Annotated in this window: 23 protein-coding genes and 1 pseudogene; 18 read left to right on the top strand and 6 right to left on the bottom strand. The window is 47.0% G+C overall.

Features of this window, described 5'->3' with window-relative positions; genetic code table 11:
- Positions 1-8 precede the first annotated feature (8 nt).
- From EP181_RS00345 to EP181_RS00315, 7 genes and pseudogenes are all read left to right on the top strand, one after another.
- Positions 9-503: a Na+/H+ antiporter subunit E gene (locus EP181_RS00345; RefSeq protein WP_127471715.1), complete on the top strand. Its 495-nt coding sequence runs from the start codon at positions 9-11 to the stop codon at positions 501-503.
- Positions 497-766 carry a K+/H+ antiporter subunit F gene (locus EP181_RS00340; protein ID WP_127469892.1) on the top strand — a complete coding sequence of 90 codons (270 nt, stop codon included), beginning with the start codon at positions 497-499 and terminating at the stop codon, positions 764-766. Before EP181_RS00345 ends, EP181_RS00340 begins: the two co-directional genes overlap by 7 nt.
- 66 nt (positions 767-832) lie before the next feature.
- Positions 833-1,147: a Na+/H+ antiporter subunit G gene (locus EP181_RS00335; RefSeq protein ID WP_127469891.1), complete on the top strand. Its 315-nt coding sequence runs from the start codon at positions 833-835 to the stop codon at positions 1,145-1,147.
- Between the two features lie 3 nt (positions 1,148-1,150).
- A pseudogene (locus EP181_RS12815) lies at positions 1,151-2,067 on the top strand (DNA/RNA non-specific endonuclease).
- 124 nt (positions 2,068-2,191) lie between these two features.
- Entirely contained in the window at positions 2,192-3,301 is a 1,110-nt protein-coding gene (locus EP181_RS00325; protein WP_232023448.1) for a murein transglycosylase domain-containing protein, read from the top strand.
- A gap of 89 nt (positions 3,302-3,390) precedes the next feature.
- Entirely contained in the window at positions 3,391-4,149 is a 759-nt protein-coding gene (gene cmoA, locus EP181_RS00320; protein WP_127469890.1) for a carboxy-S-adenosyl-L-methionine synthase CmoA, read from the top strand.
- Between the two features lie 75 nt (positions 4,150-4,224).
- Positions 4,225-4,641 carry a DUF4870 family protein gene (locus EP181_RS00315; RefSeq protein WP_232023447.1) on the top strand — a complete coding sequence of 139 codons (417 nt, stop codon included), beginning with the start codon at positions 4,225-4,227 and terminating at the stop codon, positions 4,639-4,641.
- Between the two features lie 122 nt (positions 4,642-4,763).
- Here the strand turns inward: EP181_RS00315 and EP181_RS00310 are convergent, their stop codons facing one another.
- Complete coding sequence (locus tag EP181_RS00310) at positions 4,764-5,201, bottom strand: Hsp20/alpha crystallin family protein (RefSeq protein WP_127469889.1); 438 nt, start codon at positions 5,199-5,201, stop codon at positions 4,764-4,766.
- 558 nt (positions 5,202-5,759) lie between these two features.
- On the opposite strand from EP181_RS00310, the gene gyrB reads away from it, so the two are divergent.
- Positions 5,760-8,192 (top strand): DNA topoisomerase (ATP-hydrolyzing) subunit B, encoded by a 2,433-nt coding sequence (gene gyrB, locus EP181_RS00305; protein ID WP_127469888.1) that lies wholly within the window; start codon positions 5,760-5,762, stop codon positions 8,190-8,192.
- A gap of 114 nt (positions 8,193-8,306) precedes the next feature.
- A complete protein-coding gene (locus EP181_RS00300) occupies positions 8,307-9,245 on the top strand; it encodes a phosphoribulokinase (protein WP_127469887.1) in 939 nt (312 codons plus the stop codon).
- A gap of 268 nt (positions 9,246-9,513) precedes the next feature.
- On the opposite strand, the gene EP181_RS00295 is transcribed toward EP181_RS00300, so the two are convergent.
- From EP181_RS00295 to hemF, 3 genes are all read right to left on the bottom strand, one after another.
- A complete protein-coding gene (locus EP181_RS00295) occupies positions 9,514-10,197 on the bottom strand; it encodes a hypothetical protein (protein WP_127469886.1) in 684 nt (227 codons plus the stop codon).
- Between the two features lie 100 nt (positions 10,198-10,297).
- A complete protein-coding gene (locus tag EP181_RS00290) occupies positions 10,298-10,720 on the bottom strand; it encodes an RNA-binding S4 domain-containing protein (RefSeq protein ID WP_127469884.1) in 423 nt (140 codons plus the stop codon).
- Entirely contained in the window at positions 10,717-11,673 is a 957-nt protein-coding gene (gene hemF, locus EP181_RS00285) for an oxygen-dependent coproporphyrinogen oxidase (protein ID WP_127469882.1), read from the bottom strand. Before hemF ends, EP181_RS00290 begins: the two co-directional genes overlap by 4 nt.
- A gap of 170 nt (positions 11,674-11,843) precedes the next feature.
- On the opposite strand from hemF, the gene EP181_RS00280 reads away from it, so the two are divergent.
- On the top strand, positions 11,844-12,911 hold the full coding sequence (locus EP181_RS00280; protein WP_232023446.1) for a DUF4197 domain-containing protein: 1,068 nt from the start codon (positions 11,844-11,846) through the stop codon (positions 12,909-12,911).
- A gap of 5 nt (positions 12,912-12,916) precedes the next feature.
- The gene (locus EP181_RS00275) at positions 12,917-13,504 is read left to right on the top strand and encodes a M48 family metallopeptidase (RefSeq protein ID WP_232023445.1); all 588 of its coding nucleotides are present in this window, start codon (positions 12,917-12,919) and stop codon (positions 13,502-13,504) included.
- Between the two features lie 207 nt (positions 13,505-13,711).
- Here the strand turns inward: EP181_RS00275 and tsaC are convergent, their stop codons facing one another.
- A complete protein-coding gene (gene tsaC / locus EP181_RS00270) occupies positions 13,712-14,260 on the bottom strand; it encodes an L-threonylcarbamoyladenylate synthase type 1 TsaC (RefSeq protein ID WP_197723378.1) in 549 nt (182 codons plus the stop codon).
- A 242-nt stretch (positions 14,261-14,502) separates the two neighbouring features.
- Here tsaC and EP181_RS00265 point away from each other — a divergent pair, with 242 nt between their 5' ends.
- From EP181_RS00265 to EP181_RS00235, 7 genes are all read left to right on the top strand, one after another.
- The gene (locus tag EP181_RS00265) at positions 14,503-17,475 is read left to right on the top strand and encodes a sensor domain-containing protein (RefSeq protein ID WP_127469878.1); all 2,973 of its coding nucleotides are present in this window, start codon (positions 14,503-14,505) and stop codon (positions 17,473-17,475) included.
- Positions 17,476-17,537: 62 nt separating this feature from the next.
- Positions 17,538-18,188 (top strand): 2OG-Fe(II) oxygenase, encoded by a 651-nt coding sequence (locus EP181_RS00260; protein WP_127469876.1) that lies wholly within the window; start codon positions 17,538-17,540, stop codon positions 18,186-18,188.
- Positions 18,189-18,239: 51 nt separating this feature from the next.
- Positions 18,240-18,959: a VIT1/CCC1 transporter family protein gene (locus EP181_RS00255; RefSeq protein WP_127469875.1), complete on the top strand. Its 720-nt coding sequence runs from the start codon at positions 18,240-18,242 to the stop codon at positions 18,957-18,959.
- A gap of 3 nt (positions 18,960-18,962) precedes the next feature.
- The gene (gene sugE / locus EP181_RS00250) at positions 18,963-19,280 is read left to right on the top strand and encodes a quaternary ammonium compound efflux SMR transporter SugE (RefSeq protein ID WP_127469873.1); all 318 of its coding nucleotides are present in this window, start codon (positions 18,963-18,965) and stop codon (positions 19,278-19,280) included.
- Positions 19,281-19,335: 55 nt separating this feature from the next.
- Positions 19,336-19,803 carry a hypothetical protein gene (locus tag EP181_RS00245; protein ID WP_127469872.1) on the top strand — a complete coding sequence of 156 codons (468 nt, stop codon included), beginning with the start codon at positions 19,336-19,338 and terminating at the stop codon, positions 19,801-19,803.
- A gap of 80 nt (positions 19,804-19,883) precedes the next feature.
- Positions 19,884-20,381, top strand: a complete 498-nt coding sequence (locus tag EP181_RS00240; RefSeq protein ID WP_127469870.1) for a hypothetical protein — start codon at positions 19,884-19,886, stop codon at positions 20,379-20,381.
- Between the two features lie 17 nt (positions 20,382-20,398).
- Positions 20,399-20,998, top strand: coding sequence for a DUF938 domain-containing protein (locus EP181_RS00235; protein ID WP_127469867.1), 600 nt, complete (start codon positions 20,399-20,401; stop codon positions 20,996-20,998).
- A gap of 15 nt (positions 20,999-21,013) precedes the next feature.
- On the opposite strand, the gene EP181_RS00230 is transcribed toward EP181_RS00235, so the two are convergent.
- Complete coding sequence (locus tag EP181_RS00230; protein ID WP_127469866.1) at positions 21,014-21,973, bottom strand: homoserine kinase; 960 nt, start codon at positions 21,971-21,973, stop codon at positions 21,014-21,016.
- Positions 21,974-22,046: the final 73 nt, after the last annotated feature.

Here is a 22,046-nt window from a genome sequence, read left to right as displayed (position 1 = left end):
TGTCTAAAATGCTTACTTGGTTATTGCCTCATCCTGTTTTATCAGTGATGCTGTGGGTTATTTGGTTACTGCTTAACAATACCGTGGGCGCAGGCCACATGGTATTGGGAGCCATTTTAGCCATTGTCATTCCCAAACTTACCTCGGGCTTTTGGCCCGAAAAAGTCTGCATCAAAGCACCGCTTACTTTGCTTAAGTTTTTGGCCGTGGTGTTGTGGGATATTTTGGTGGCCAACATTGCCGTGGCCAAACTTATTTTGGGTAAAAACGACGCGCTTAAACCGGGCTTTTTCGAATACGAATTAAGCATTACTACACCACTGGGTATCAGCTTATTGGCCAACACCATTTCGCTTACGCCCGGCACGGTATCGTGTGATTTAACCCCCGATGGCACGCACTTAATTATTCACGCTTTGCATGTTGACGACATTGAAGACACCATTTTGCAAATTAAAACCCGTTACGAAACCCCCTTAAAAAAGGTATTTGCCCCATGTTAATGACCGTATTACCCTTTGCATTTGCCTTGGTAAGCTTAGCGTTACTGCTAAGTTTTGTGCGCCTGGTAAAAGGGCCCGATGTGCCCGACCGAATTTTAGCGCTGGATACTTTATACATTAACGCCATTGCTTTACTGATTTTATTGGGCTTGTATTTAGGCAGCTCTCTGTATTTTGAAGCCGCATTGTTGATTGCCGTAATGGGGTTTGTGGGTACTGTGGCTTTAAGCAAATACCTATTGCGCGGCGATATTATGGAATAACCAGGCCTGGTCACTTACTGGTTTATTGATTTAAAACGTTTAAATTAGATGTAAAAAGGAACCCACATGCTTGATTATATTTTGGCCGCCTTGGTGTTAATTGGCGCAGTGTTTACGCTGGTAGGCTCGATTGGCTTACTAAAATTACCCGATTTTTTTATGCGCCTGCATGGCCCTACTAAAGCCACAACCTTAGGCGTGGGTGCTATTTTGGTGGCATCTGCACTTTACTTTAGCTTGGCAACTGAGCAAATAAGCACCCACGAAATATTGGTGACGTTGTTTTTGTTTATTACCGCTCCAGTCAGTGCGCATTTAATGGCAAAGGCGGCATTGCACCTAAAAATTAAACAGGTTGAGCGCACACAAAACAAACGCTAATTTATGCCAAACGGCACTCTAAAGTCGCCAAAGGCTTTTAACCACTTTAAACACTCTCAAAGTAAACGCCTTATGAAAACCACACGTCGTCGCTCTTCTGCCCGCTCAAACATAAATGCCCGTACATTAGGTCAATGGCTTGTGCCTATGATGTCCTGGATAAAACGTCGCCCACAATTTGCTTTGCTTATTATTGTATTGGGCGGTGCTTGGTACGCTTATGAAACCCAAATTGCTCGTCCTAATATGGCCTACATGGGTGTTCCTAAAATGCACGCAGGCCATGCCGCCAACAGCTGGTCACATGTTATTCGTAACGATGGTTTTATGCTGGGTTACTCTGAAAAACTCGCCAACCCGCTGTGGGTAACGTATAAAGTGGGAGAGCCTATTTATAAGGCAGGCAAACGCCCCAGTCGTTTTGAGTCCGACTGGCGCAGTCCATCAAGCATTGCACACGACGATTACACCGGCTCGGGGTTTGACCGTGGCCACATGGCACCCAACCACCTTATTGCCACACGCTATGGCGTAAATGCCCAATCACAAACTTTTTAATGACCAACATTACCCCGCAAAATCCCAAGCTTAATCAAAAGTCATGGCAGCGCCTTGAAGAAATTGTCGCCAACGATTTTGCTAAAAAACACGGTGAGTTTTGGGTAGTAACCGGCCCTATTTTTAACGAACAACAGCCTACACTTAACAACAGTCGCGTAGTGATTCCCAGCGCATTTTACAAAATATTAATTAAACCCACGACACCCGAACGCCCAGCGATTGCCTTGGCGTTTATATTTGAACAAGACACCCCGCCCAATGTTAATTTACAGCAACTGGTCACCACCGTTGACGCTGTGGAAGCGCGCACCGGAATTGACTTTTTTGGCAACTTGACGACGAACTCGAAACACGCATAGAGTCCGACTCACTTCCCCAGGCCTGGGGACTGGCCGAAGTGGCTAATCGCCCATCGCGCTACTAAATGAGACCATTGCATTGTAAAAAAGTTATAAACAACTCGGCCAACTCAATGCCCCTCCCATGAAACGTCGGCTGTTTATAAAACAATTACTCTTAGGCGCAACCTACCCCTTGGCGACCGTGGCCGTAGTCAGCAGCGTTGGGTTAAGCGGTTGTACCGCCACGCAAATTAGGCGTGGCGTCAGCACCGGTCATCAACTCTATAAAGGCGATGTGACCCATGCGGTGACCGCACAAATTCCCGGCGTTGGCGTGCCCGAAATTGACGGTCTGATTCGCCAACAACTCGCCCGATTTTTAAACCAAATTACCAAAAATTGGGGCGATAAGCGCATGGCCAGCCCCAAAGAGTACGTTAAATACACCGACACCTATCAAAGTCGCGCCTTAATTGACTTTAATAACGGCCACATTCAAGTCGAAACCTTGGTCGCCAACGCCCCCAAAACCGCGTTAAAAAAAGCCATTATTAGCACGCTCTTAACGCCAGACGACCCCAGCCAAGTGGATCTGTTTAGCGACCAAGATATTATTACCGGCAAAACACCCTTTTTATACGGTTTGGTAAAAGACCACACTCGCACCACCATTCGCACCGTGTGGCGCGCTAACCAATACGCCGACTGGTTAATAAAAAATCGCCTGCAAACCCGTCGCGTGCAAGGCAAAACCACCCACTTTGTGCAATTTGACATGGTCAACGATTTTCAGGGGCAGCAACAACACCGCTATCAAGCCATCGTATTACGTCAAGCCAAAAGGTTTCACGTGGAACCCGCGTTAATTTCGGGCATTATCGAAACCGAAAGCGCGTTTAATCCCTACGCCGTCAGTCACGCGCCCGCTTATGGGCTTATGCAAATTGTGCCCACCACCGCGGGACGCGACGTTTATCGCTTGCTTAACCAGCGCGATGGCACGCCAAGCAGAAACTTGCTGTTTCAACCCGCGCAAAATATTGAATACGGCGCGGCCTATTTATCCATTTTATTTACCCGCTATTTAGTAGGCGTTACCAACGCCAAATCACGCGAATATTGTGTGATTGCGGCTTACAACACCGGCAGTGGCAATGTGTTTAATGCGTTTGACAGCGACCGTGCTCGTGCGCTGCAAAAATTAATCGCCTCTCCAGTCAACAAGTTTACCAATATCTTAAAAGCCGTTTAAAATACGCCGAGGCCAGAAATTATTTAATTAAAGTGACCGCCAATAAACAAAAATATCTTAATGACTTTGCACGCACCTGAGAACCCGCCATGAAAAATACGCCGCACCTAACCGACCATCAACGCGACACTTTGTTTGCCCAAGCGCACGAAGCGGTGGGCGCGTTTCAGTTTGACGAATCGGTGGTGGCGGTGTTTCCCGACATGATTCAACGCTCGGTGCCGGGTTATCAAACCATCTTAACCGGCATTGGTGAGTTGACCAAATGTCACGCCCAAGACCATACTCAACTGTACGATTTAGGCTGCTCACTGGGCGCGGCCACGCTCACCCTGCGCCGCAATGTCGAGCATCGTCCGTGCAATATTGTCGCCATTGACAACTCACCGGCCATGATTGCACGAGCGGGTCAATACCTGCACGCCTATCACTCCGATGTGCCTGTCGACTTACTCTGCGCCGACGTCACCCAAGTGCCCATCACCAACGCCTCGGTCGTGGTGATTAACTTTACTTTGCAATTTATTGACCCACAGGCACGCCAACCGCTGTTGCAACGCATTTATGATGGCCTGCAACCCGGCGGCATTTTGATTGTGTCCGAAAAAATTCATTTTGAAGACAACGCCCTGCAAGACGCCATTGAACATTTGCATTTGCAATTTAAACGCAGCAACGGCTATTCCGAACTCGAAATAAGCCAAAAACGTAACTCGCTCGAAAACGTGCTTATTAGCGACACCGCCGATTTTCATTTAAACCGCTTTAAAACAGTAGGCTTCGCCTCAGCCGGAATCTGGTTTCAAGCGTATAATTTTGTCTCATTTTTAGCGATTAAAGGGGCTTGAAACACCCTAAACCCACTCACAAAAACACTAAAAACCCTTTGACCAGGCCTGGTCAAGCTTTAACAGGAGATTACAATGAACCCAACCCCTAATTCACAAGAGTCGATGATTGAAACCACCGCGCCCGCACCGGTTGCACCGGCCGCGCAGGCGATTGCCGAGCCAATTTCTACCACGGTGCCCATGATTATTTACGTGTTGTATTTGCTTAACTTACTTATTCCGTTAACCGGTGTGGTGGGGCTTATTATGGCGTACATTAATAAGGGCGATGCGCCCGAGGTGTTAAAGTCGCATTATCAATACGCGATTAGAACGTTTTGGATTGGCGTGCTGTATGGCTTTGTGGGCATAATATTAACCACCATTTTAATTGGCTGGCTTATTTTATTGTTTACCTTGGTGTGGCTGATTGTGCGTTGCATTAAAGGTATTCAGTTACTGGGCAAACAACAACCCGTGCCAAACCCAACCAGCTGGATGTTTGGTTAAACGATTTAAATTTAAACCATTTAAGTCATTAAAACAGCCATAAAAAACCCTTTGACCAGGCCTGGTCAAAGGGTTTTTTGGTTTAAAAATAGACTCAATAATAAAGGTACATTTAGCTTAATCTAATCTACCTTAATTTTTTTGCTGGCATTTTCTTTGCCTTTTACTTTAGGTATAACCACTTCTAATACGCCGTTTTTACTGTTGGCTTTGACGTTTTCTACGTCCACTCCATCGGGCAAGGTAAAGCTACGTTCAAAGCGACCGTAACTGCTTTCTACTCGATAATAATCGTCTTTGTTGACTTCTTCATGGGTTTTACGCTCACCGGTAATAGACATGCGATTGTCTTTAACCTCAACTTTAATATCGTCTTTATTCACACCGGGTAAATCCACCTCTATGTGGTACGCGTACTCACCTTCTCGCGTGTTTACGCTGGGAGTAAAACCCGCTAGATTGGCCTCAAACGCCATTAACGATGGCCACTTGTCTTCAATACGACGCTCTAGTGCTTTTAACTCTTTAAACGGTTCAAATTTACTTAAAAATAGGCTCATAATAAAACTCCTTAGGTTAAAAAAACGCCAATTGCTTGGCTATTAACAGAATAACCCGCCTTAAAATTAACCCTTTGATGTAAAACAACAAACCTTATTTTTTCAAACGTAATCGGTGCAAACTTAACGCAAAACAACTCTAAATTTTATCGGCTATATAGAGCACGTAATACAAGGTGTTGTAACGGATTAGACTGGCTTTTTAGAAGAAAACATGAGCGCTGACTTTTTCCCTTTTACAATACGGACAGCTTTATACGCCAAACAGCCTTATGCTGAACAGGCTTTGGCGCATCATTTTTTAGTAACTTATTGATTTTAAATACAAACAGCCAAACCACGAACCCCATGCAATTAATACACAATTATGATAGAATTAGCGGCTTATTTTTGGGCTTGCTGTGCGGTTCAAACACGCGCTTTAAGACGCTTTAAAAATCTTAAAACAAATCTAAAACGACCTGTTAAAACAGCTTATAAACAACCTGAGTGTCGCGCCATAGCAGTGTGTACTGTGTAAACTACGTGAGCGCCACCTCCTTAAAAGAAATCGAGTTTATGTCTGAAGAAACGCAATACGATTCCTCCTCCATTAAGGTTTTAAAAGGCCTTGATGCCGTCCGTAAACGTCCTGGAATGTACATTGGTGACACCGATGATGGCTCGGGTCTGCACCACATGGTGTTTGAAGTGGTCGATAACGGCATCGATGAAGCGTTGGCAGGGCATTGCGATAAAGTTGTGGTCACCATTCACACCGACGGCTCGGTGTCGGTCAGCGATAACGGTCGTGGGATTCCGGTCGGCATTCACGAAGAAGAAGGTATTTCGGCCGCCGAAGTCATTATGACCATTTTGCACGCTGGCGGAAAATTTGACGATAACTCGTACAAAGTCTCGGGTGGTTTGCACGGTGTGGGCGTGTCGGTGGTCAATGCGCTGTCCGAAGAACTGCATTTAACCATTAAACGTGAAGGTCATGTTTGGAAACAAACCTATCGCCACGGCGTGCCCGACGCGCCGCTTAAAGCGGTGGCCGAAAGTAACGATACCGGTACCGAAATTCGTTTTTTACCCAGTAAACAAACCTTCACCAATGTGACCGATTTTAGCTTCGACTATCTGCTAAAACGCTTGCGTGAACTGTCGTTTTTAAACTCGGGCGTGCACATCGAGCTTAACGACAAGCGCGATGGTCGCCAAGAAATCTTTGAGTTTGAAGGCGGTATTAAGGCATTTGTTGACTACATTAACACCAACAAAACCCCCATTAATGAAAAAGCCTTTTACTTTTCTACCGTAAAAGACGACATTGTGGTCGAAGTGGCCATGCAATGGTCTGAAGCGTATCAAGAATCGATATTTTGCTTTACCAACAACATTCCACAACGCGATGGCGGCACACATTTGTCGGGCTTTAGAGCGGCGTTAACCCGTACGCTTAACAGCTACGCCGAAGCCGAAGGTTTAACCAAAAAATACAAAATTAACGTCTCGGGCGACGACGCCCGCGAAGGCTTGGCGGCGGTTATTTCAGTTAAAGTTCCCGACCCTAAATTTTCGTCACAAACCAAAGACAAACTGGTGTCGTCCGAGGTAAAAACCGCGGTTGAAACCGCCATGAACGAAAAACTGGCCGAATATCTTTTAGAACACCCCAAAGAAGCCCACGCCGTATTTGCCAAAATTGTCGATGCCGCGCGTGCGCGTGAAGCGGCGCGTAAAGCTCGTGAAATGACTCGTCGTAAAGGCGCGTTGGACATTGCTGGTTTGCCTGGAAAACTCGCCGATTGCCAAGAAAAAGACCCCGCCTTGTCCGAACTGTACTTGGTGGAGGGTGACTCGGCCGGTGGCTCGGCCAAACAAGGTCGTGACCGTCGTACCCAAGCTATTTTGCCGCTTAAAGGCAAAATTTTAAACGTCGAAAAAGCCCGTTTTGACAAAATGTTGTCGTCGGCCGAAGTGGGTACGTTAATAACGGCACTGGGCTGCGGCATTGGCGCGGACGAATACAATATTGCCAAACTGCGCTACCACCGCATTATTATCATGACGGATGCCGACGTGGATGGTTCGCACATCCGCACCCTGCTGTTAACCTTCTTTTACCGTCAATACCCCGAGTTGGTCGAAAAAGGCTACATTTACATTGCCCAACCGCCGCTGTACAAAGTAAAACGCGGTAAGCAAGAAACCTATTTAAAAGACGATGCCGAGCTTGAATCGTATCTATTGCAAAGCGCCATAGACACCGCCATGCTGTCGGTAGCAGCCGAAGGTCCGGCCATTACCGGTTTGGGACTCGAAAACCTGTCTAAAGCGTATTTTAAAACCAAACGCGTTATTGACCGCTTAAGCCGTCGCTACAATCCTGTGTTATTAAACATGATGGTCGACGTAGCCCCAGTTACCAAAGCGGTGTTAAACGACTTTGATGCCACCCAACAATGGGTTAACTTGGTGTTGCCACAGCTTAAAGCCAACGGCGAATTACACAAGGTTGAATACCAATTAAACGCTGAACCTTCGCCCGATTTAGACGGTGAAGCCAAGTTTCAAATTAGACTGCAACAGCGCGAACACGGCACGTTAAGCTCGCAAGTATTTGATTGGGATTTCTTTTTGTCCAAAGACTATTTGCAAATTGTCGCCTTGGGCGAGTCGTTGCAGGGCTTGTTAAGCGACAGCGCGTTTATTCAACGTGGCGATAAAAAGCAGTCTATTAGCACCTTTAAAGAGGCCATTGACTGGTTGTTTAACGAAGCCAAGCGCGGCCAAAACATTCAACGCTACAAAGGTTTGGGGGAGATGAACCCAGAGCAACTTTGGGAAACCACCATGAACGCCGAAGCGCGCCGTTTACTGCAAGTGACCGTACGTGACGCGATGGTGGCCGACCAAGTGTTTACCACCTTAATGGGCGATGAAGTAGAACCACGACGTAAATTTATTGAAAACAACGCGTTACAGGTCGAAAACCTGGACGTTTAAAGTGTGCGCTACCCGTAATTTATTTGTAATACTATGTATAAGAACCGTTTGATAATAATTTTATTAACTTTACGATGACCAGGCCTGGTCATTTCATTTATTAGGAGAGTGTTTATGTCTGTACAACACCCAATCGTAACCGTTACCGGTTCCTCAGGTGCCGGAACGTCTTTTGTTAAACGTGCCGTCGAAAAAATCTTTACTCGCGAAAACCTAAATGTGGCCATCGTTGAAGGCGACAGCTACCACAAATACAGCCGTGCCGAAATGAAAGTAAAAGTGGCTGAATCTAAAGCCAATTGTGGCCCAGTGTTAACCCACTTTTCAGAAGCGGCAAACGAATTTGGTCAACTAGAAGCGTTGTTTAAAGAGTACAAAGAAAGCGCCACAGGCAAGCGTCGTTACTACATTCACAGCGACGAAGAAGCGGTTGAGCACAACGCACGTTTGGGCGGAACCAACTTTGCATCGGGCGAATTTACCCCTTGGGAATCGATTCCAGAAGACACCGACGTATTATTTTACGAAGGCTTGCACGGCATGGCCAAACGTATGGATCACGGTCCAGCCGAAGGCATGCACAACGTAGCACAATACGTTGATTTAGGCATTGGCGTAGCACCGTCTATCAACATTGAATGGATGCAAAAAATCTACCGCGATACAGCAGAACGTCCTTATTCGGTTCAGCAAGTACGCGACACCATTTTAGAGCGTATGCCCGACTACATTGAAACCATCGTGCCGCAGTTTCACCGTACCCACATTAACTTTCACCGTGTGCCGTTAATTGACACCTCTGATCCGTTTTCAACCATGTCGGCTGATGCACCAATGGGGCCTGCGCCAGAAGATTCCTTAATCATCTGCCACGTGCGTCACCAAGATGTGGACATGGAAGCCATTAAAGCACAAATTCCAGGTGCTTTTTTACAGCGTCCTGACACCTTAGTGTGCAATGGCCAGTACATGGTACAAGCCATGGATTTGATGATGACTCCTATCATTCAAAACCTAATCGCCAAAAAACGCGCTGCTATGGCCGCGCAGTAAATTGCAATAAATTTAAACGCCCTTGTTGCAAGGGCGATTTAAATGGTTTTAAGTGATTTAAAAGCAAAAAACCCGCGTTAAGATTGTCTTAACGCGGGTTTTTTTGTGGGTTTGTTTTAATTGTGGCTTAGACAGTATGCGGCTAAATTGGCGGTAGATTGCGGGTCAAGCCGGCAATGACGACCGTTTGGCTCACACCACAACGATTACGTTACAAAATGTTGTGTAATGTTATGCAACGCTAAACCACGGTCTTACAAACACGCTCTTAAAAACGGTACGTAACACCCGCTTGTAAAATCGGTAAAAAGTCAAAATCTCCCACGTCGTTTTGTAATTTAGCTTCTTCGTCGCGTAGGGCTTGTTGAAACGAAGGATCTGTTGAAACGTCAACAGTACCATTATCATAAGTACCCGTTCCGTCTAAAGATGCGTCTGGTGAACCCGTAAAGATAGCACCGACTTCAATCATGGCACCCCAACCGGCTTCTGGACTGTGGCCAAAACCTAAAGACAACATCGGCGCGCTATCCCACTCAATTTGACCTTTTAAATTAAGGTCAGCATTATCATAAGTTTCATCACCTACATCAACACTGCCCGTACCACGTCCGTTGGCTTTCAATTTAAAATCATTAAACGCATAACCCGCTGATAAAAAGAAACTGCCGGCAAAAGGGTGGTAGTCCATGCTTAAACGGTGAATGCCGCCGTCGGCTTCTACATCGTAGTTAATGTCGGTATCGCTGGTGCTTTCTGACAAGCCCATACCGGCCGACAATGCACCGCGCACTTGCAAAACATCGCTGATTGGATAGCTTACTTCTAACGCCGGACCCGAAATTAAACCGTAATTAACCGCCACACCCACACCTTGTGCACCCGATGCCTGAACGGCAAATGAACTTAAACCGGCCAATCCTAACACGCTTGCTAACGCTAATTTTTTCATTTTTTAACTATCCTTTACGTAATTAAACACAATTTATATCCAGCAGGTATTATGCATAAAATAATTTAGTTGACCAATAAAGTTGGACTAAACCAGCAAATTAAAATTCGGAAAACTTTTGAATTTTCCGACGATCACGCTTGGTTGGTCGGCCAGCGCCTTTTTCGCGGTAGCCCACCAGCGCCATGTCAGCGGTGGGTTTGCGCTGGCTTAACACCTCGCTGTGTAAGGTGTACATTAGCAAAGCCTGCTCAGCCGAGCCGCGTTGTTGGCTCACGCTCAGCACGGTAATCTCTACCTTACGATGCAACTGGGTTACTTTGAGCTTATCACCCACTTTCAAGGTTTTACTGGGCTTGGGTTTGTGGCCGTTTAACTCAACTTTTCCACCTTTAAGGGCGTCTAACGCCAAGCCACGAGTTTTAAAAAACCGCGCTGCCCACAGCCATTTATCAACCCGAATGCTGGCTTCAATGGCATCATTTATGGCATTCAAATCATGGCTTAATGAATATTGACTCATAAAGACTCGGCCAACCACTCTCTGGGGCTTAAGTAGTCGTACAAACGCGCCTCTTCACTGCCAGGCTGAGGTTGATAGTTGTATTTCCAGGTCACCAACGGCGGCATGGACATTAATATCGATTCGGTACGACCGCCGGTTTGCAGACCAAAAATGGTGCCACGGTCAAACGCCAGGTTAAATTCGGCGTAACGGCCACGACGATACAACTGAAAATCGCGCTGCCGCTCGCCATAAGGCTGGTCTTTTTGGCGCGCTAAAATGGGGCGATAGGCGCGAATAAAGTGGTCGCCCACCGAGCGCATAAAGGCAAAGCAACGCTCAAAATCCCAACCAAAGGTACTCTGATTTAAGTCGTCAAAAAACAGCCCGCCCACGCCACGGGTTTCTTGGCGGTGTTTTAAATAAAAATACTCGTCACACCATTTTTTGTATTGTGGGTAAATGGCCTCACCAAACGGCTCGCAGGCGTTTTTAGACATTTGATGCCAATGCACCGCGTCCGTTTCGTCTAAATAATAAGGGGTTAAATCAAAGCCGCCGCCAAACCACCAAACGGCTTCTTCACCGGGTTTTTCGGCCACAAACAGGCGCACATTGGCATGTGATGTGGGCGCGTAAGGGTTGCGTGGATGAATCACCAACGACACCCCCAATGCATGAAACGAACGCCCCGCCAGTTCAGGACGATGCGCCGTAGCCGAAGGCGGTAAACTTTTGCCGCGCACATGCGAAAAGTTGACCCCGCCTTTTTCAATCACCGTGGCGTTTTCCATCACCCGCGTGCGCCCTCCGCCGGTCAAGCCCATGACCCCCTCTTCGCCCTGACGCTCCCATTGGTCAATAATAAATTCCATCGAGCCATCTTCTGCCGCCAACTGCGCGCAAATATCGTCTTGTAGACTTAACAAATAGGTTTTAACCGCTTCAATGTGAGATGCGCTAAGCGACATAGTGACTTCCTTATAAGGCCAAAGAGTATGGCCAACATTTTAGACGGTATTGCGCGTTTTTGCATGTGCTTATATTGCGCTTACATGAAGAGTTCTTATATTAACCAGGCCTGGTCAAACTGCAAAAGGGCTTTTTGCTTAGTTTTTAAATAGGCTACAATGGGGTTTTAATGACTTTACAGTTGGGCACGACCATGACATTTTGCACTCAAAAAACGCTGTTAACCACCGTAACGGTTTTAAGTACGTTAGTCATCCTAAACGCACCAGCGCAGGCCGATTGGTTGCAACAAGGTGCTGAGGCGCTCAAGCAAATTCAGACCTTACCTAGCGCACCATCCAACGCCAACACCCCTAAAAACACCCCAAACAATGTTTCTAACAGCGACTTGCAAACGGCGTTTAAGCAGGCATTAACGCAGGGTTCTGACGTGGTGGTTAAAAAACTGGGCGCTCCCGATGGGTTTAATAAAGACCCAAAAGTACACATTGCGTTACCGGGCAGTTTAAAAACGGTGCAATCTACCTTAAAACAAATTGGCATGGGCGGCACCCTAGACGACCTAGAACTTAAAATTAACCGCGCGGCTGAGGCCGCCGCACCGCAGGCCAAAGCGTTGTTTATTGACGCCATTAAACAGATGAACTTTGACGACGTAAAACAAATTTACAGCGGGGCGAACGATTCGGCCACCCAATATTTAAGGTCTAAAACCGCCGCCAAACTTAAAACGCAAATGACCCCTATTGTGGCGCAATCGTTAAGCCAGGTGGGCGCACTCAACACCTACGACAAAGCCATTGCCAGTTACAAATCGGTGCCCTTTGTACCCGATGTTAAAAACGATTTGCAAAACCACGTGCTCGACCAAAGCTTAAACGGACTGTTTTATTACCTTGGGCAAGAAGAGGCCAGCATTCGCAAAGACCCATTAAAACAAGGCACAGAACTGCTTAAAAAGTATTTGGTCAATAAACACTCACGGCACACAACCCACACTACACAACAAACGGTAACCACTATGAAACACAGTCGCGCCCTGCTGATTGGGCTATTCTCTTTAAGTCTTATAGCATGCACCACCACCAGCACCAAACAAGGCGAGGTGGGCGTTGATCGCCAACAGCTTTTATTGGTGTCCGAAGCCGAAATGACCAAGGGTGGTGCGGCCGCGTACAGCGCCATTATTAAAGAAGCCAAAGCCAAAAAACCCTTAACACCGACCCCAATGTATTAAAACGCGTGCAAACCATTGCCAATCGATTGATACCGCAAACCGCTGTGTTTAGAGCCGATGCACCCAAATGGGCATGGGAAGTGAATGTGTTAAAGTCCGATCAGATTAACGCTTGGTGCATGCCTGGCGGCAAAATTGCGTTTTACACCGGCATCATTGACAAATTGCAACTGACCGACGCTGAAATTGCCGCCATTATGGGGCACGAAATTTCGCACGCCCTACGCGAACACGGCCGCGAACGCGCCTCACGCGCGCAATTATCGCAAGCTGGTTTAACCGCTTTAAGCCTGTTTACCGGCGTGCGCGGCGCTACTTTAGACGCCGCCGCTATGGCGCTTAACGTGACCGTTACCCTACCCAACAGCCGTGAACACGAAGTCGAAGCCGATCGCATTGGCATCGAACTGGCCGCTCGCGCTGGCTACGACCCTTATGCCGCCGTCACACTGTGGCAAAAAATGGCCAAACAATCTGGAGGCCAACAACCCCCGCAATTTTTAAGCACCCACCCCTCGCACAGCAGTCGCATAGACGATTTACAAAAGTACGCCCAAAAAGTCCAACCGCTGTATGAACAGGCTAAAAAGTGATGCTAACTAACTTTAATTTTGCGGTGACCAGGCCTGGTGAATTTGTTTAGCAAGGAAGATAATCGTCATGCCGTGCTACGACACGGCATCTAACGCGGTAACGGCAATAGATTGCGGGTCAAGCCCGCAATGACCGAGTTGTTTTTGTGGTGTTTATGGTAGTGACCAGGCCTGGTAGAGCGGTGATAGAGTAGTGATGGCTGGTGGTTAACGCAAAATATGGCCGGTTTGTGCGTCGATGATTTGGGTAGGTTTGCTTAGATTGCCTAATGCGCCGTCTAAGCAATTTATTTGATTTTGAAAGTACGCCTCAACTTGCGCGCAGCTTTTGGCGGGTGGCTGTCCACTGGGATTGGCACTGGTCGAAATAAGGGCGTGACCGCAGGCCAAACATAAGGCTTGTACAGTTGGGTGGCTGGATACGCGCACGGCCACGGTGTCGCGTCCGCCGGTAATCCAATTGGGTAAATGGGTTTTGGTGGGTAAAATCCAGGTAACCGGCCCTGGCCAAGTGGCCAATACCGCTTGTTGCCAGGCCTGATTGTGCAGTAACACGTAAGGCGCAATTTGCTCAACGGTAGCGGCAATTAAAATAAGCCCTTTGGTGTGTTCGCGTTGTTTCACGTGAAACAATTTTTGCACGGCCGCCTCGTTAAACGGGTCGCACCCCAAACCAAACACCGATTCGGTAGGATAGGCCACCACGTCACCGGCGTTAATTTGGCTAACAGTTTGCGATAGCGTTAAATGCGTCACTCGATTTGGCCTTGTACGATGATTAAAATAGACCCGCATTTTAACCTTGCCCGCACCCTAAACCCATTAGTTAAAACACTTATTTTTTTAAAGAAAAACTTCTTTTAATAAGGCACACAGACAAAATTAAAACTATTTTCGCAATTTTACGGCTTCACCCCTAACACTCAGAGGGGTTTTATTTATAATTCTAATAAATCCTAATTTTCTAACCGTTAAGCTCTTTTACGCTGGAATGTATCTTGACCATTTTTTCTAAGCACCCCCAAAATATGAATGACATTTTGCATTGGTTCGAGCTGCTAAACGCCCTACCCAATCCAGTTACGTTAAATCGTTCGATGATAAATGACCAAGGGGTGATATTGGATCAAATTGTCTTTGTGAATACCGCGTTTCAAAACATTTTAGGGTATTGTGTAGAAGATATTCCAACCGACCAGGCCTGGTTTAAAAAAGCTTATCCCGATCCAATATACCAAGCCATGGTTAAAGCAGAATGGTTTAATGCTTTAGAAAAAGCCCAGCAAACGCAGTCACATTTATTGGCGTTTCCGGCCAAGGTAATGTGCAAAGACCAAACAACACGCTGGTTTCAAATTACCTCACACTTAAATTCGCCCATTGCCAAACACTACCATGCCATTGTATTGGTTGAAATTGCCGCCCCCGAACACAATGCTTTGGTGTTGCAAGAAACCGCCAATGCGCTGATGAAAAGTAACTTAGAGTTGCAAAAAAACGCCTTACAATTGCGTGAAACCCAAAAAATAGCCCAAATTGGCAGTTGGGAACTCGACTTGGTAACGCATCAATTTACGTGGTCGCAAGAAATTTACGATTTTTATCAAGAAGACCCCACCTGTTTTACCCCTACGCTGGACTATGTACTAAAACGTTCGTTCAAAATAGAGCGCGATGCCATGTTACACGCCTTAACAGAGGCGCAAAAAACAGGCCAAAAGCAACGTGTGATGGCCACCATTATCCGTAAAAATGGTCAAAAACGGATGTTAGAAATGGTGGCGCAAATTTTATTTGATGCACAACAACTGCCTATAAAAATTTTGGGCACGACCATAGACATTACCGACCTGCTGGCCTTAAAACAAGACAACCTAGACTTGGCACATTTAATTGAAATTGCCCATAAAGAAATTTTTATTATTGATCCCGAACACTTAAAATTTCGTTACGCCAATCAGGCCGCGTTAGAAAATTTAGGTTACACATACGACGAGTTGATGGCGTTAAGCTTAGAGCACATTGATTCCAATATGCAAAAGACCCTTAAAAAACCCGCATGTCGCGCCGAGATTGAACACCCCAAACCACAAAAAATAACCTTGCAAAGTCGTCTTAAGCGCAAAAATGGCAGTGATTATTTTGTGCAATCGTCTTTGCAAAAAATTCACTACAAAGGCCACATGGCCTACGCTATTTTTAACACCGACATCACCGCGCTTAAAACGGCCGAAAACAGTTTAATGGCGCAAAATGGTTTGCTCGAAAAAATAATTAACACCGTACCCACACGTATATTTTGGAAAGACCTAAACGGCCATTACTTGGGCGCCAACAACTTATTTTTACAAGACGCGCAACTCACCGACAAAAACCAGCTTATTGGCAAAACCGACTTTGACATGCCTTGGGCAGACACCAACGCGCAATATTATCGACACGATGACCAAAAGGTAATCAACACCGGCCACCCCAAACTCCAGTTTGAAGAAAAGCAGACCACTTCAAATGGTCAGACTATTTATTTACTGACCTCAAAAGTGCCGTTGCAAAATGAACAAAACCAAATTATTGGCACCTTAGGTACGTACGACGACATTACTGAGCGCCGCTTTATTGAAAACCAGTTGCTGCAACAAAAAGAGTTTTTACGTTACCAAGCGCATTACGATGCGCTAACCGGTTTACCCAATCGGGTACTGTTTCAAGATCGTTTACAACAAACTATTCAAAAGTCTAAACGCCACGCCCAACAATTTGCCTTGCTGTTTATTGACCTGGATCAATTTAAACAAATTAACGATTCGTTAGGTCACGACATTGGCGACCAAGTGCTCAAAATGGTGGCTGCAAACTTAAAAAGTGCTCTGGGCGAAGAAGACACTTTGGCACGTTTAGGCGGGGACGAATTTACGATTATTGTGCAAGAGCTTAATCAGCCACAAGACGCGTCGATTTTGGCCAATAAAATTCTTGACATCACCAAGCAACCTTTTCAAATTGACGAACACTCATTGTATTTGTCCAGTAGCATTGGCATTAGCATTTACCCCAAAGACGCACAAACGGCCGAAGAACTTTTAAAATACGCCGACGCCGCCATGTATCGCGCCAAAGATGAAGGCCGTGACAATTTTCAATTTTACACCGCCGATATGACCACACTGGCGTTTGAGCACATCGCCATGCAAGCCAGTTTGCGCCAAGCCATCAAAAACCAAGAATTTGTGGTCTATTATCAGCCGCAAATCAACGCGCTCACCCACTGCATTACCGGCATGGAAGCGTTGGTGCGTTGGCAACACCCCATTATGGGTTTGGTGCCTCCCAACAAATTTATTCCACTGGCCGAATCGACCGGCGTGATTGTGGAGCTCGACCGTTTGGTGATGCGCATGGCGATGCAACAGTTTGCTCAATGGGTTGCGCAAGGATTTAACCCAGGAACATTGTCGCTTAACCTGTCGGCCAAGCAAACCGAACAAACTGATTTTTTGAAGTGCTTAACCAAAACTCTTACAGAAACTCAATGCCAAGCCCATTGGCTAGAGCTTGAAGTCACCGAAAGTGACTTAATGAAAAACCCGGATATCGCCATAGAACAGCTTAATCAAATACGCCAACTGGGGATTAGTTTAGCGATTGACGATTTTGGTACTGGGTATTCGTCCCTAGCGTATTTAAAACGCTTACCGGTCACCAAACTTAAAATAGACCAGTCGTTTGTGCGCGATTTGCCCCAAGACGAGGACGACGCCGCCATCACCAAAGCCATTATTGCGATGGCCACCAGTTTGGGACTTAAACTGATTGCCGAAGGCGTAGAAACCGCACAACAACGCGATTTTTTACTGCAAAACGGCTGCAACAACATTCAAGGCTATTTTTATTCACGCCCCATTAATGCCAAACACATGACCCAATTTATGCGTGATTTTAATTCACCAGGCCTGGTTAACAATAATCCTTAAGACTATTTGATTAGTCGCCCGCTTAACGGCATAATCAAAGACCTTTGCACGAGTGCCCTGTCATGTCTTTAAACGCTTTGTCTAATCAAACCCTACATCACGCCACGCAACCCGTCTTAGACGCAATGTTGGACGCGTTGGTAGAGCACGGTTGGTTTGTCTGGCCTAACGCGCTGCCCGATGCCTTATGCTTGGCGTTGCTGGACGAAGTGGCTCAGCTTGAAGCGCAAGGCGAACTGCAACGCGCCGGGATTGGTCGCGGTGGCGAGCATCACATTAATCAAACCATTCGGCGCGATCACATTAAATGGCTTGACCAAACCAGCCCCGCGCAACAAGACTATTTGGCTTATATGCATGAGCTGCAAACCACCTTAAACCGCGCGCTTTATTTGGGGCTAAACCAATACGAAAGTCATTTTGCGCTCTACAACAGCGGTGATTTTTATAAAAAACATCTAGACAGTTTTAGAGGCCGTGCCAACCGCATGGTCACCACCGTGCTCTATTTAAATCCCGATTGGCAAGCTAACTGGGGCGGTGAGTTAGTGATTTACAATGAAGATTCCACTCAAACATTGGCCACTGTGACGCCGCAAATGGGCACGTTAGTTTTATTTATGAGCGAACAAATTCCACACGAAGTCTTGCCCACCCAACAACCCAGAACCAGCGTCGCCGGTTGGTTTAGATGCCAGAGCACAGGACTTTAACCAGGCCTGCCAGGCCTGGTCAATTATAAACAATCTATTTTGGAGTACGTTATGCCCCATTACACCCCAGAAATGCACGACCAACACCTAACCACCGCCCACTTTAGCCACCGCATGGGTTGGTTGCGTGCGGCCGTATTAGGCGCCAACGACGGCATTATTTCGGTGGTGAGTTTGTTGGTGGGCGTGCTGGCCGCTGGCGCGTCTAAAGAGCACGTTTTGCTGGTGGCGGTGGCGGCATTGGTGGCCGGTGCACTGTCTATGGCGGCAGGCGAATACGTGTCGGTCAGCTCGCAATCCGACACCGAAAAAGCCGATTTGGCCATTGAAAAAAAGGCGTTAGAAGACGACTGGGAAACCGAAACGGCCGAATTAGCCTTAATTTACCAACAACGCGGCGTCAGCCCCGCGACTGCACAACAAGTCGCCATCGAACTGATGCAACACGACGCCCTTGGCGCACACGCCCGTGACGAGCTGGGCTTAACCGAAACCCACAGCGCTAAACCGTTGCAAGCGGCGTTGGCGTCGGCGGCATCGTTTGTGGCTGGGGCATCGGTTCCTGTGGGCTTGGTGGCGATTTTGCCCATGCAAAACTTAGGCATCATCATTGCCGCCAGTTCGCTGGTATTGCTGGCCGCTTTGGGGGCATTGGCCGCCAAAACCGGTGGTGCGCCAATGGGCAAAGGGGCGTTAAGAATGTTTGTGTGGGGAAGTTTGGCGATGGGCTTAACCACTTATGTGGGTTTACTGTTTGGCACGGCGGGTTAAGCGATGGCTTGGGCTATTTTAATCTTAGCGGGTCTGTTTGAAGTGGTTTGGGCGGTGGGCTTAAAATACACCGAAGGCTTTACGCGGCTTTGGCCGACCCTGGGAACGCTGGTGGCTATGGTGTTAAGCGTGTGGCTGCTCAGCCTTGCCATGAAAAGCCTGCCGGCCAGCACCGCTTACGCCATTTGGGTGGGTGTGGGCGCGGTGGGTACAGTCATTTTTGGTATCATTATGCTGGCCGAACCCATTTCCGCCGGACGAATCATCAGCGTGTTATTAATTATTGCCGGCATTATCGGACTTAAATTAAGTCATACTTAACAAAACTTTTACCCGTTAACGATTCGTGTTGCAAAACAAAACTAGGAGAACCGCCATGTTAAATTCCCTTGTACGCATCAGAAAACTAAAGACTTGCCTATTGAGCGTCACCCTTCTAAGTAGCTTGGCTCTGCAGTCCAACTTAGCCCATGCTCAAGCGGCTCAAGACTTTAAACCATCCTCACCCGTGGCGGTGTTAATGCCCGTGGTCATCGATAATTTAGACACCCTTGAGTTAACGCCAGAACAAATCACCCAAGTGCGCCAAATTGCGCGCACCAATTTTTCGCAAGTTGAATACATTAACGCCCAATACCACAACCTAAAAACCCAACTGCAAGAAGAAACCCTGGGCAAAGACGGCCAGCAAGCCACCAGTTTAAAGCTGATTGACGAACTGGGTGAAATAGACAAAAAACGCATGCAACTCACCATAGAATGCGTATTTGGGTTAAAAGCCATCTTAACCCCACAACAATACGCCGAACTAATGGCCATTGTGGCGTTTAATAAAGGCCAATAAGCAAACTTAAGTTGCCTTAAGTTGACCAGGCCTGGTCAACTTAAATTAAAGATTATTATCGTGCTTTAAAGGGTCTTACCATGTTGATTAAAAAGGCTAAATTAGCCGCAAACAGTTTGTTTTTTAGTATGCTGTTGTGGCCGTTTCTGGCGGTTAATGCGGCCACCGACATGCCTTTGGCCAGCAACTTTTACGCCGACGCGCGCAGTGCCAAAACTCATAATTTACCCATTGCCGTGTTATTGGTACACAAAGGGGTTAAATCGGGTTTGGCGTTAAAAGAGCAAGCCATTTACCCGCTGCTGGCCAGCGGTGAGTTTGATGATAAGGTTATTTTTAGAGAACTTGAGGTGAACACCCCAGGTGAGATAATCGATTTTTACGCTCAACCCCTGCCCAACGCCGAATACCAAACCTTGTTTAACGTGACCAGTTTGCCGGCCATGGTGTTTTTAGATGCGCAAGGCGAGTTTTTAACCACTCCGCTGTTTTCGGGTGCGTACGATTTTTACGGCCATTATTTAAAACAAAAACTCAATGAAGCTATGATCCAACTCAACAATCCGACTCGATTTTAATGTGAGAATGCAACCGTATGACCCAGCAAAAACCGTACAGTGCATCGTGCGATGAAAACAAACAGGTTATTTTAGAGCACATTGCACCCCTGCTGACGCAGGCACAATCGGTGTTAGAAATTGGTTCGGGAACAGGACAGCATGCCGTGTATTTTGCGCAACATTTACCGCATCTTACCTGGCAAACATCTGATTTAATCGCTCATCACGCTGGAATTAAACAGTGGTTAATGCACGCCAATTTACCCAATGTAAAACCACCATTGGTCTTAGACGTAACGCAAACCCCTTGGCCAAGCGGCCGTTTTGATGCCGTGTACAGCGCCAACAGTTTTCACATTATGGACCACCACGCGGTAGAGCAGTTTTTTAAACACCTGCCATTGGCTTTAAGCCCAAAAGCCAAAGTGCTTATTTACGGGCCGTTTAACCAACACAACCAATTTACCAGCCCCAGCAACGCCGCGTTTGACGCATGGTTAAAAGAGCGCAATCCGCACAGCGGCATTAAAGACTTTGAATGGTGCAACCAATTAGCGCAGCACGCTGGCTTAACGCTTTGCCAAGACCACGCCATGCCGCAAAACAATCGGCTGTTGGTGTGGCAAATCGCGTAAATACGGTGTAAGCGATTAAACCGCCGACCCTTGACGACGCAATAACAACACCGCTTTAAACACATTAGGGTCTTTTATTTGCGTCATCTCACCTTCGCGCGGCATGTGTTTGTCTTTTAAGCGTGACAAGAAAAAGCGCAACGCCGCCATGCGCAATGCGGCCGACCAGGCCTGGTGCTCTGCCGGACTGAGTGAGCGTTGAGCTTGGTACGCGTTAAGCATGTGCGTCTGTTTTTGCTCATCAAATTCAATGTCGGCCGGATTGGATGAATTGATTCGACACCAGTCGTTGACCATCACCGCCAAGTCGTACAACAGCGCCGCGTTGCAGGCGTAATACAGATCAATAATGCCCGACAATTGGTCTCCATCAAATAATGCGTTATCGCAAAACAGATCGGCGTGAATCACGCCTTGAGGCAAGGTCTCCCAACAAATATCGGCCTGAAATGCCAATTCGGTGGCAATCAATTCCACCTCGTCTTGCGGTAAAAACGGCGTAATCAGCTCAAACGTTGCGTCCATCCACTCTAAATCTCGGTCGTTGTGGCGCTGGGCTTGATAGCCTTGCCCAGCGTTGTGAAACCGCGCCAACTGCTCGCCCATCACGCCACACTGCACCACCGACGGTTGTTCAACGCCCTGACCCTGCAACCGTTCTACCAAAGCGGCCGGTTTACCATACAGCGCTTGCAAATACTCGCCTTGTTGATTGGCAATTGGGTGCGCGGTCGGGATTTGATGCTCGGCCATAAACGCCATAATGTCTAAAAAATAGGGCAGTTCGGCAAAGCTGTGGTGCTCAAAAATGGTCAACACAAAACGCTGTATTTGGCCGTCTTTTTGGGTGTTAACAAAGTAATTGGTGTTTTCAATGCCTGCGCTAATGCCTTCAAACGAATGCAACGTGCCCACGGTGTAATCGCTTAAAAAGGCGATTAATTGGGTTTCATCAACAACAGTATAGACTGACATAGCGTAAAGTCTCTTAAATGGGGTGAAATAGTCGGTGGGTTTTTGAGTAAAATAAAGCCACAAATTTTACCAT

This window comes from Thiomicrorhabdus aquaedulcis (genome assembly GCF_004001325.1).
Classification (GTDB): Bacteria; Pseudomonadota; Gammaproteobacteria; order Thiomicrospirales; family Thiomicrospiraceae; genus Thiomicrorhabdus; species Thiomicrorhabdus aquaedulcis.
The sequence above is the reverse complement of the archived record's forward strand: the minus strand, read 5'-3'. Positions and strand labels throughout refer to the sequence as shown.

Coding starts and splice junctions, on each gene's coding strand:
- EP181_RS00345 (WP_127471715.1), top strand. CDS start 9: ATGCTTACTTGGTTATTGCCTCATCCTGTTTTATCAGTGATGCTGTGG.
- EP181_RS00340 (WP_127469892.1), top strand. CDS start 497: ATGTTAATGACCGTATTACCCTTTGCATTTGCCTTGGTAAGCTTAGCG.
- EP181_RS00335 (WP_127469891.1), top strand. CDS start 833: ATGCTTGATTATATTTTGGCCGCCTTGGTGTTAATTGGCGCAGTGTTT.
- EP181_RS00325 (WP_232023448.1), top strand. CDS start 2,192: ATGAAACGTCGGCTGTTTATAAAACAATTACTCTTAGGCGCAACCTAC.
- cmoA (WP_127469890.1), top strand. CDS start 3,391: ATGAAAAATACGCCGCACCTAACCGACCATCAACGCGACACTTTGTTT.
- EP181_RS00315 (WP_232023447.1), top strand. CDS start 4,225: ATGAACCCAACCCCTAATTCACAAGAGTCGATGATTGAAACCACCGCG.
- EP181_RS00310 (WP_127469889.1), bottom strand. CDS start 5,201: ATGAGCCTATTTTTAAGTAAATTTGAACCGTTTAAAGAGTTAAAAGCA.
- gyrB (WP_127469888.1), top strand. CDS start 5,760: ATGTCTGAAGAAACGCAATACGATTCCTCCTCCATTAAGGTTTTAAAA.
- EP181_RS00300 (WP_127469887.1), top strand. CDS start 8,307: ATGTCTGTACAACACCCAATCGTAACCGTTACCGGTTCCTCAGGTGCC.
- EP181_RS00295 (WP_127469886.1), bottom strand. CDS start 10,197: ATGAAAAAATTAGCGTTAGCAAGCGTGTTAGGATTGGCCGGTTTAAGT.
- EP181_RS00290 (WP_127469884.1), bottom strand. CDS start 10,720: ATGAGTCAATATTCATTAAGCCATGATTTGAATGCCATAAATGATGCC.
- hemF (WP_127469882.1), bottom strand. CDS start 11,673: ATGTCGCTTAGCGCATCTCACATTGAAGCGGTTAAAACCTATTTGTTA.
- EP181_RS00280 (WP_232023446.1), top strand. CDS start 11,844: ATGACTTTACAGTTGGGCACGACCATGACATTTTGCACTCAAAAAACG.
- EP181_RS00260 (WP_127469876.1), top strand. CDS start 17,538: ATGTCTTTAAACGCTTTGTCTAATCAAACCCTACATCACGCCACGCAA.
- EP181_RS00255 (WP_127469875.1), top strand. CDS start 18,240: ATGCCCCATTACACCCCAGAAATGCACGACCAACACCTAACCACCGCC.
- sugE (WP_127469873.1), top strand. CDS start 18,963: ATGGCTTGGGCTATTTTAATCTTAGCGGGTCTGTTTGAAGTGGTTTGG.
- EP181_RS00245 (WP_127469872.1), top strand. CDS start 19,336: ATGTTAAATTCCCTTGTACGCATCAGAAAACTAAAGACTTGCCTATTG.
- EP181_RS00240 (WP_127469870.1), top strand. CDS start 19,884: ATGTTGATTAAAAAGGCTAAATTAGCCGCAAACAGTTTGTTTTTTAGT.
- EP181_RS00235 (WP_127469867.1), top strand. CDS start 20,399: ATGACCCAGCAAAAACCGTACAGTGCATCGTGCGATGAAAACAAACAG.
- EP181_RS00230 (WP_127469866.1), bottom strand. CDS start 21,973: ATGTCAGTCTATACTGTTGTTGATGAAACCCAATTAATCGCCTTTTTA.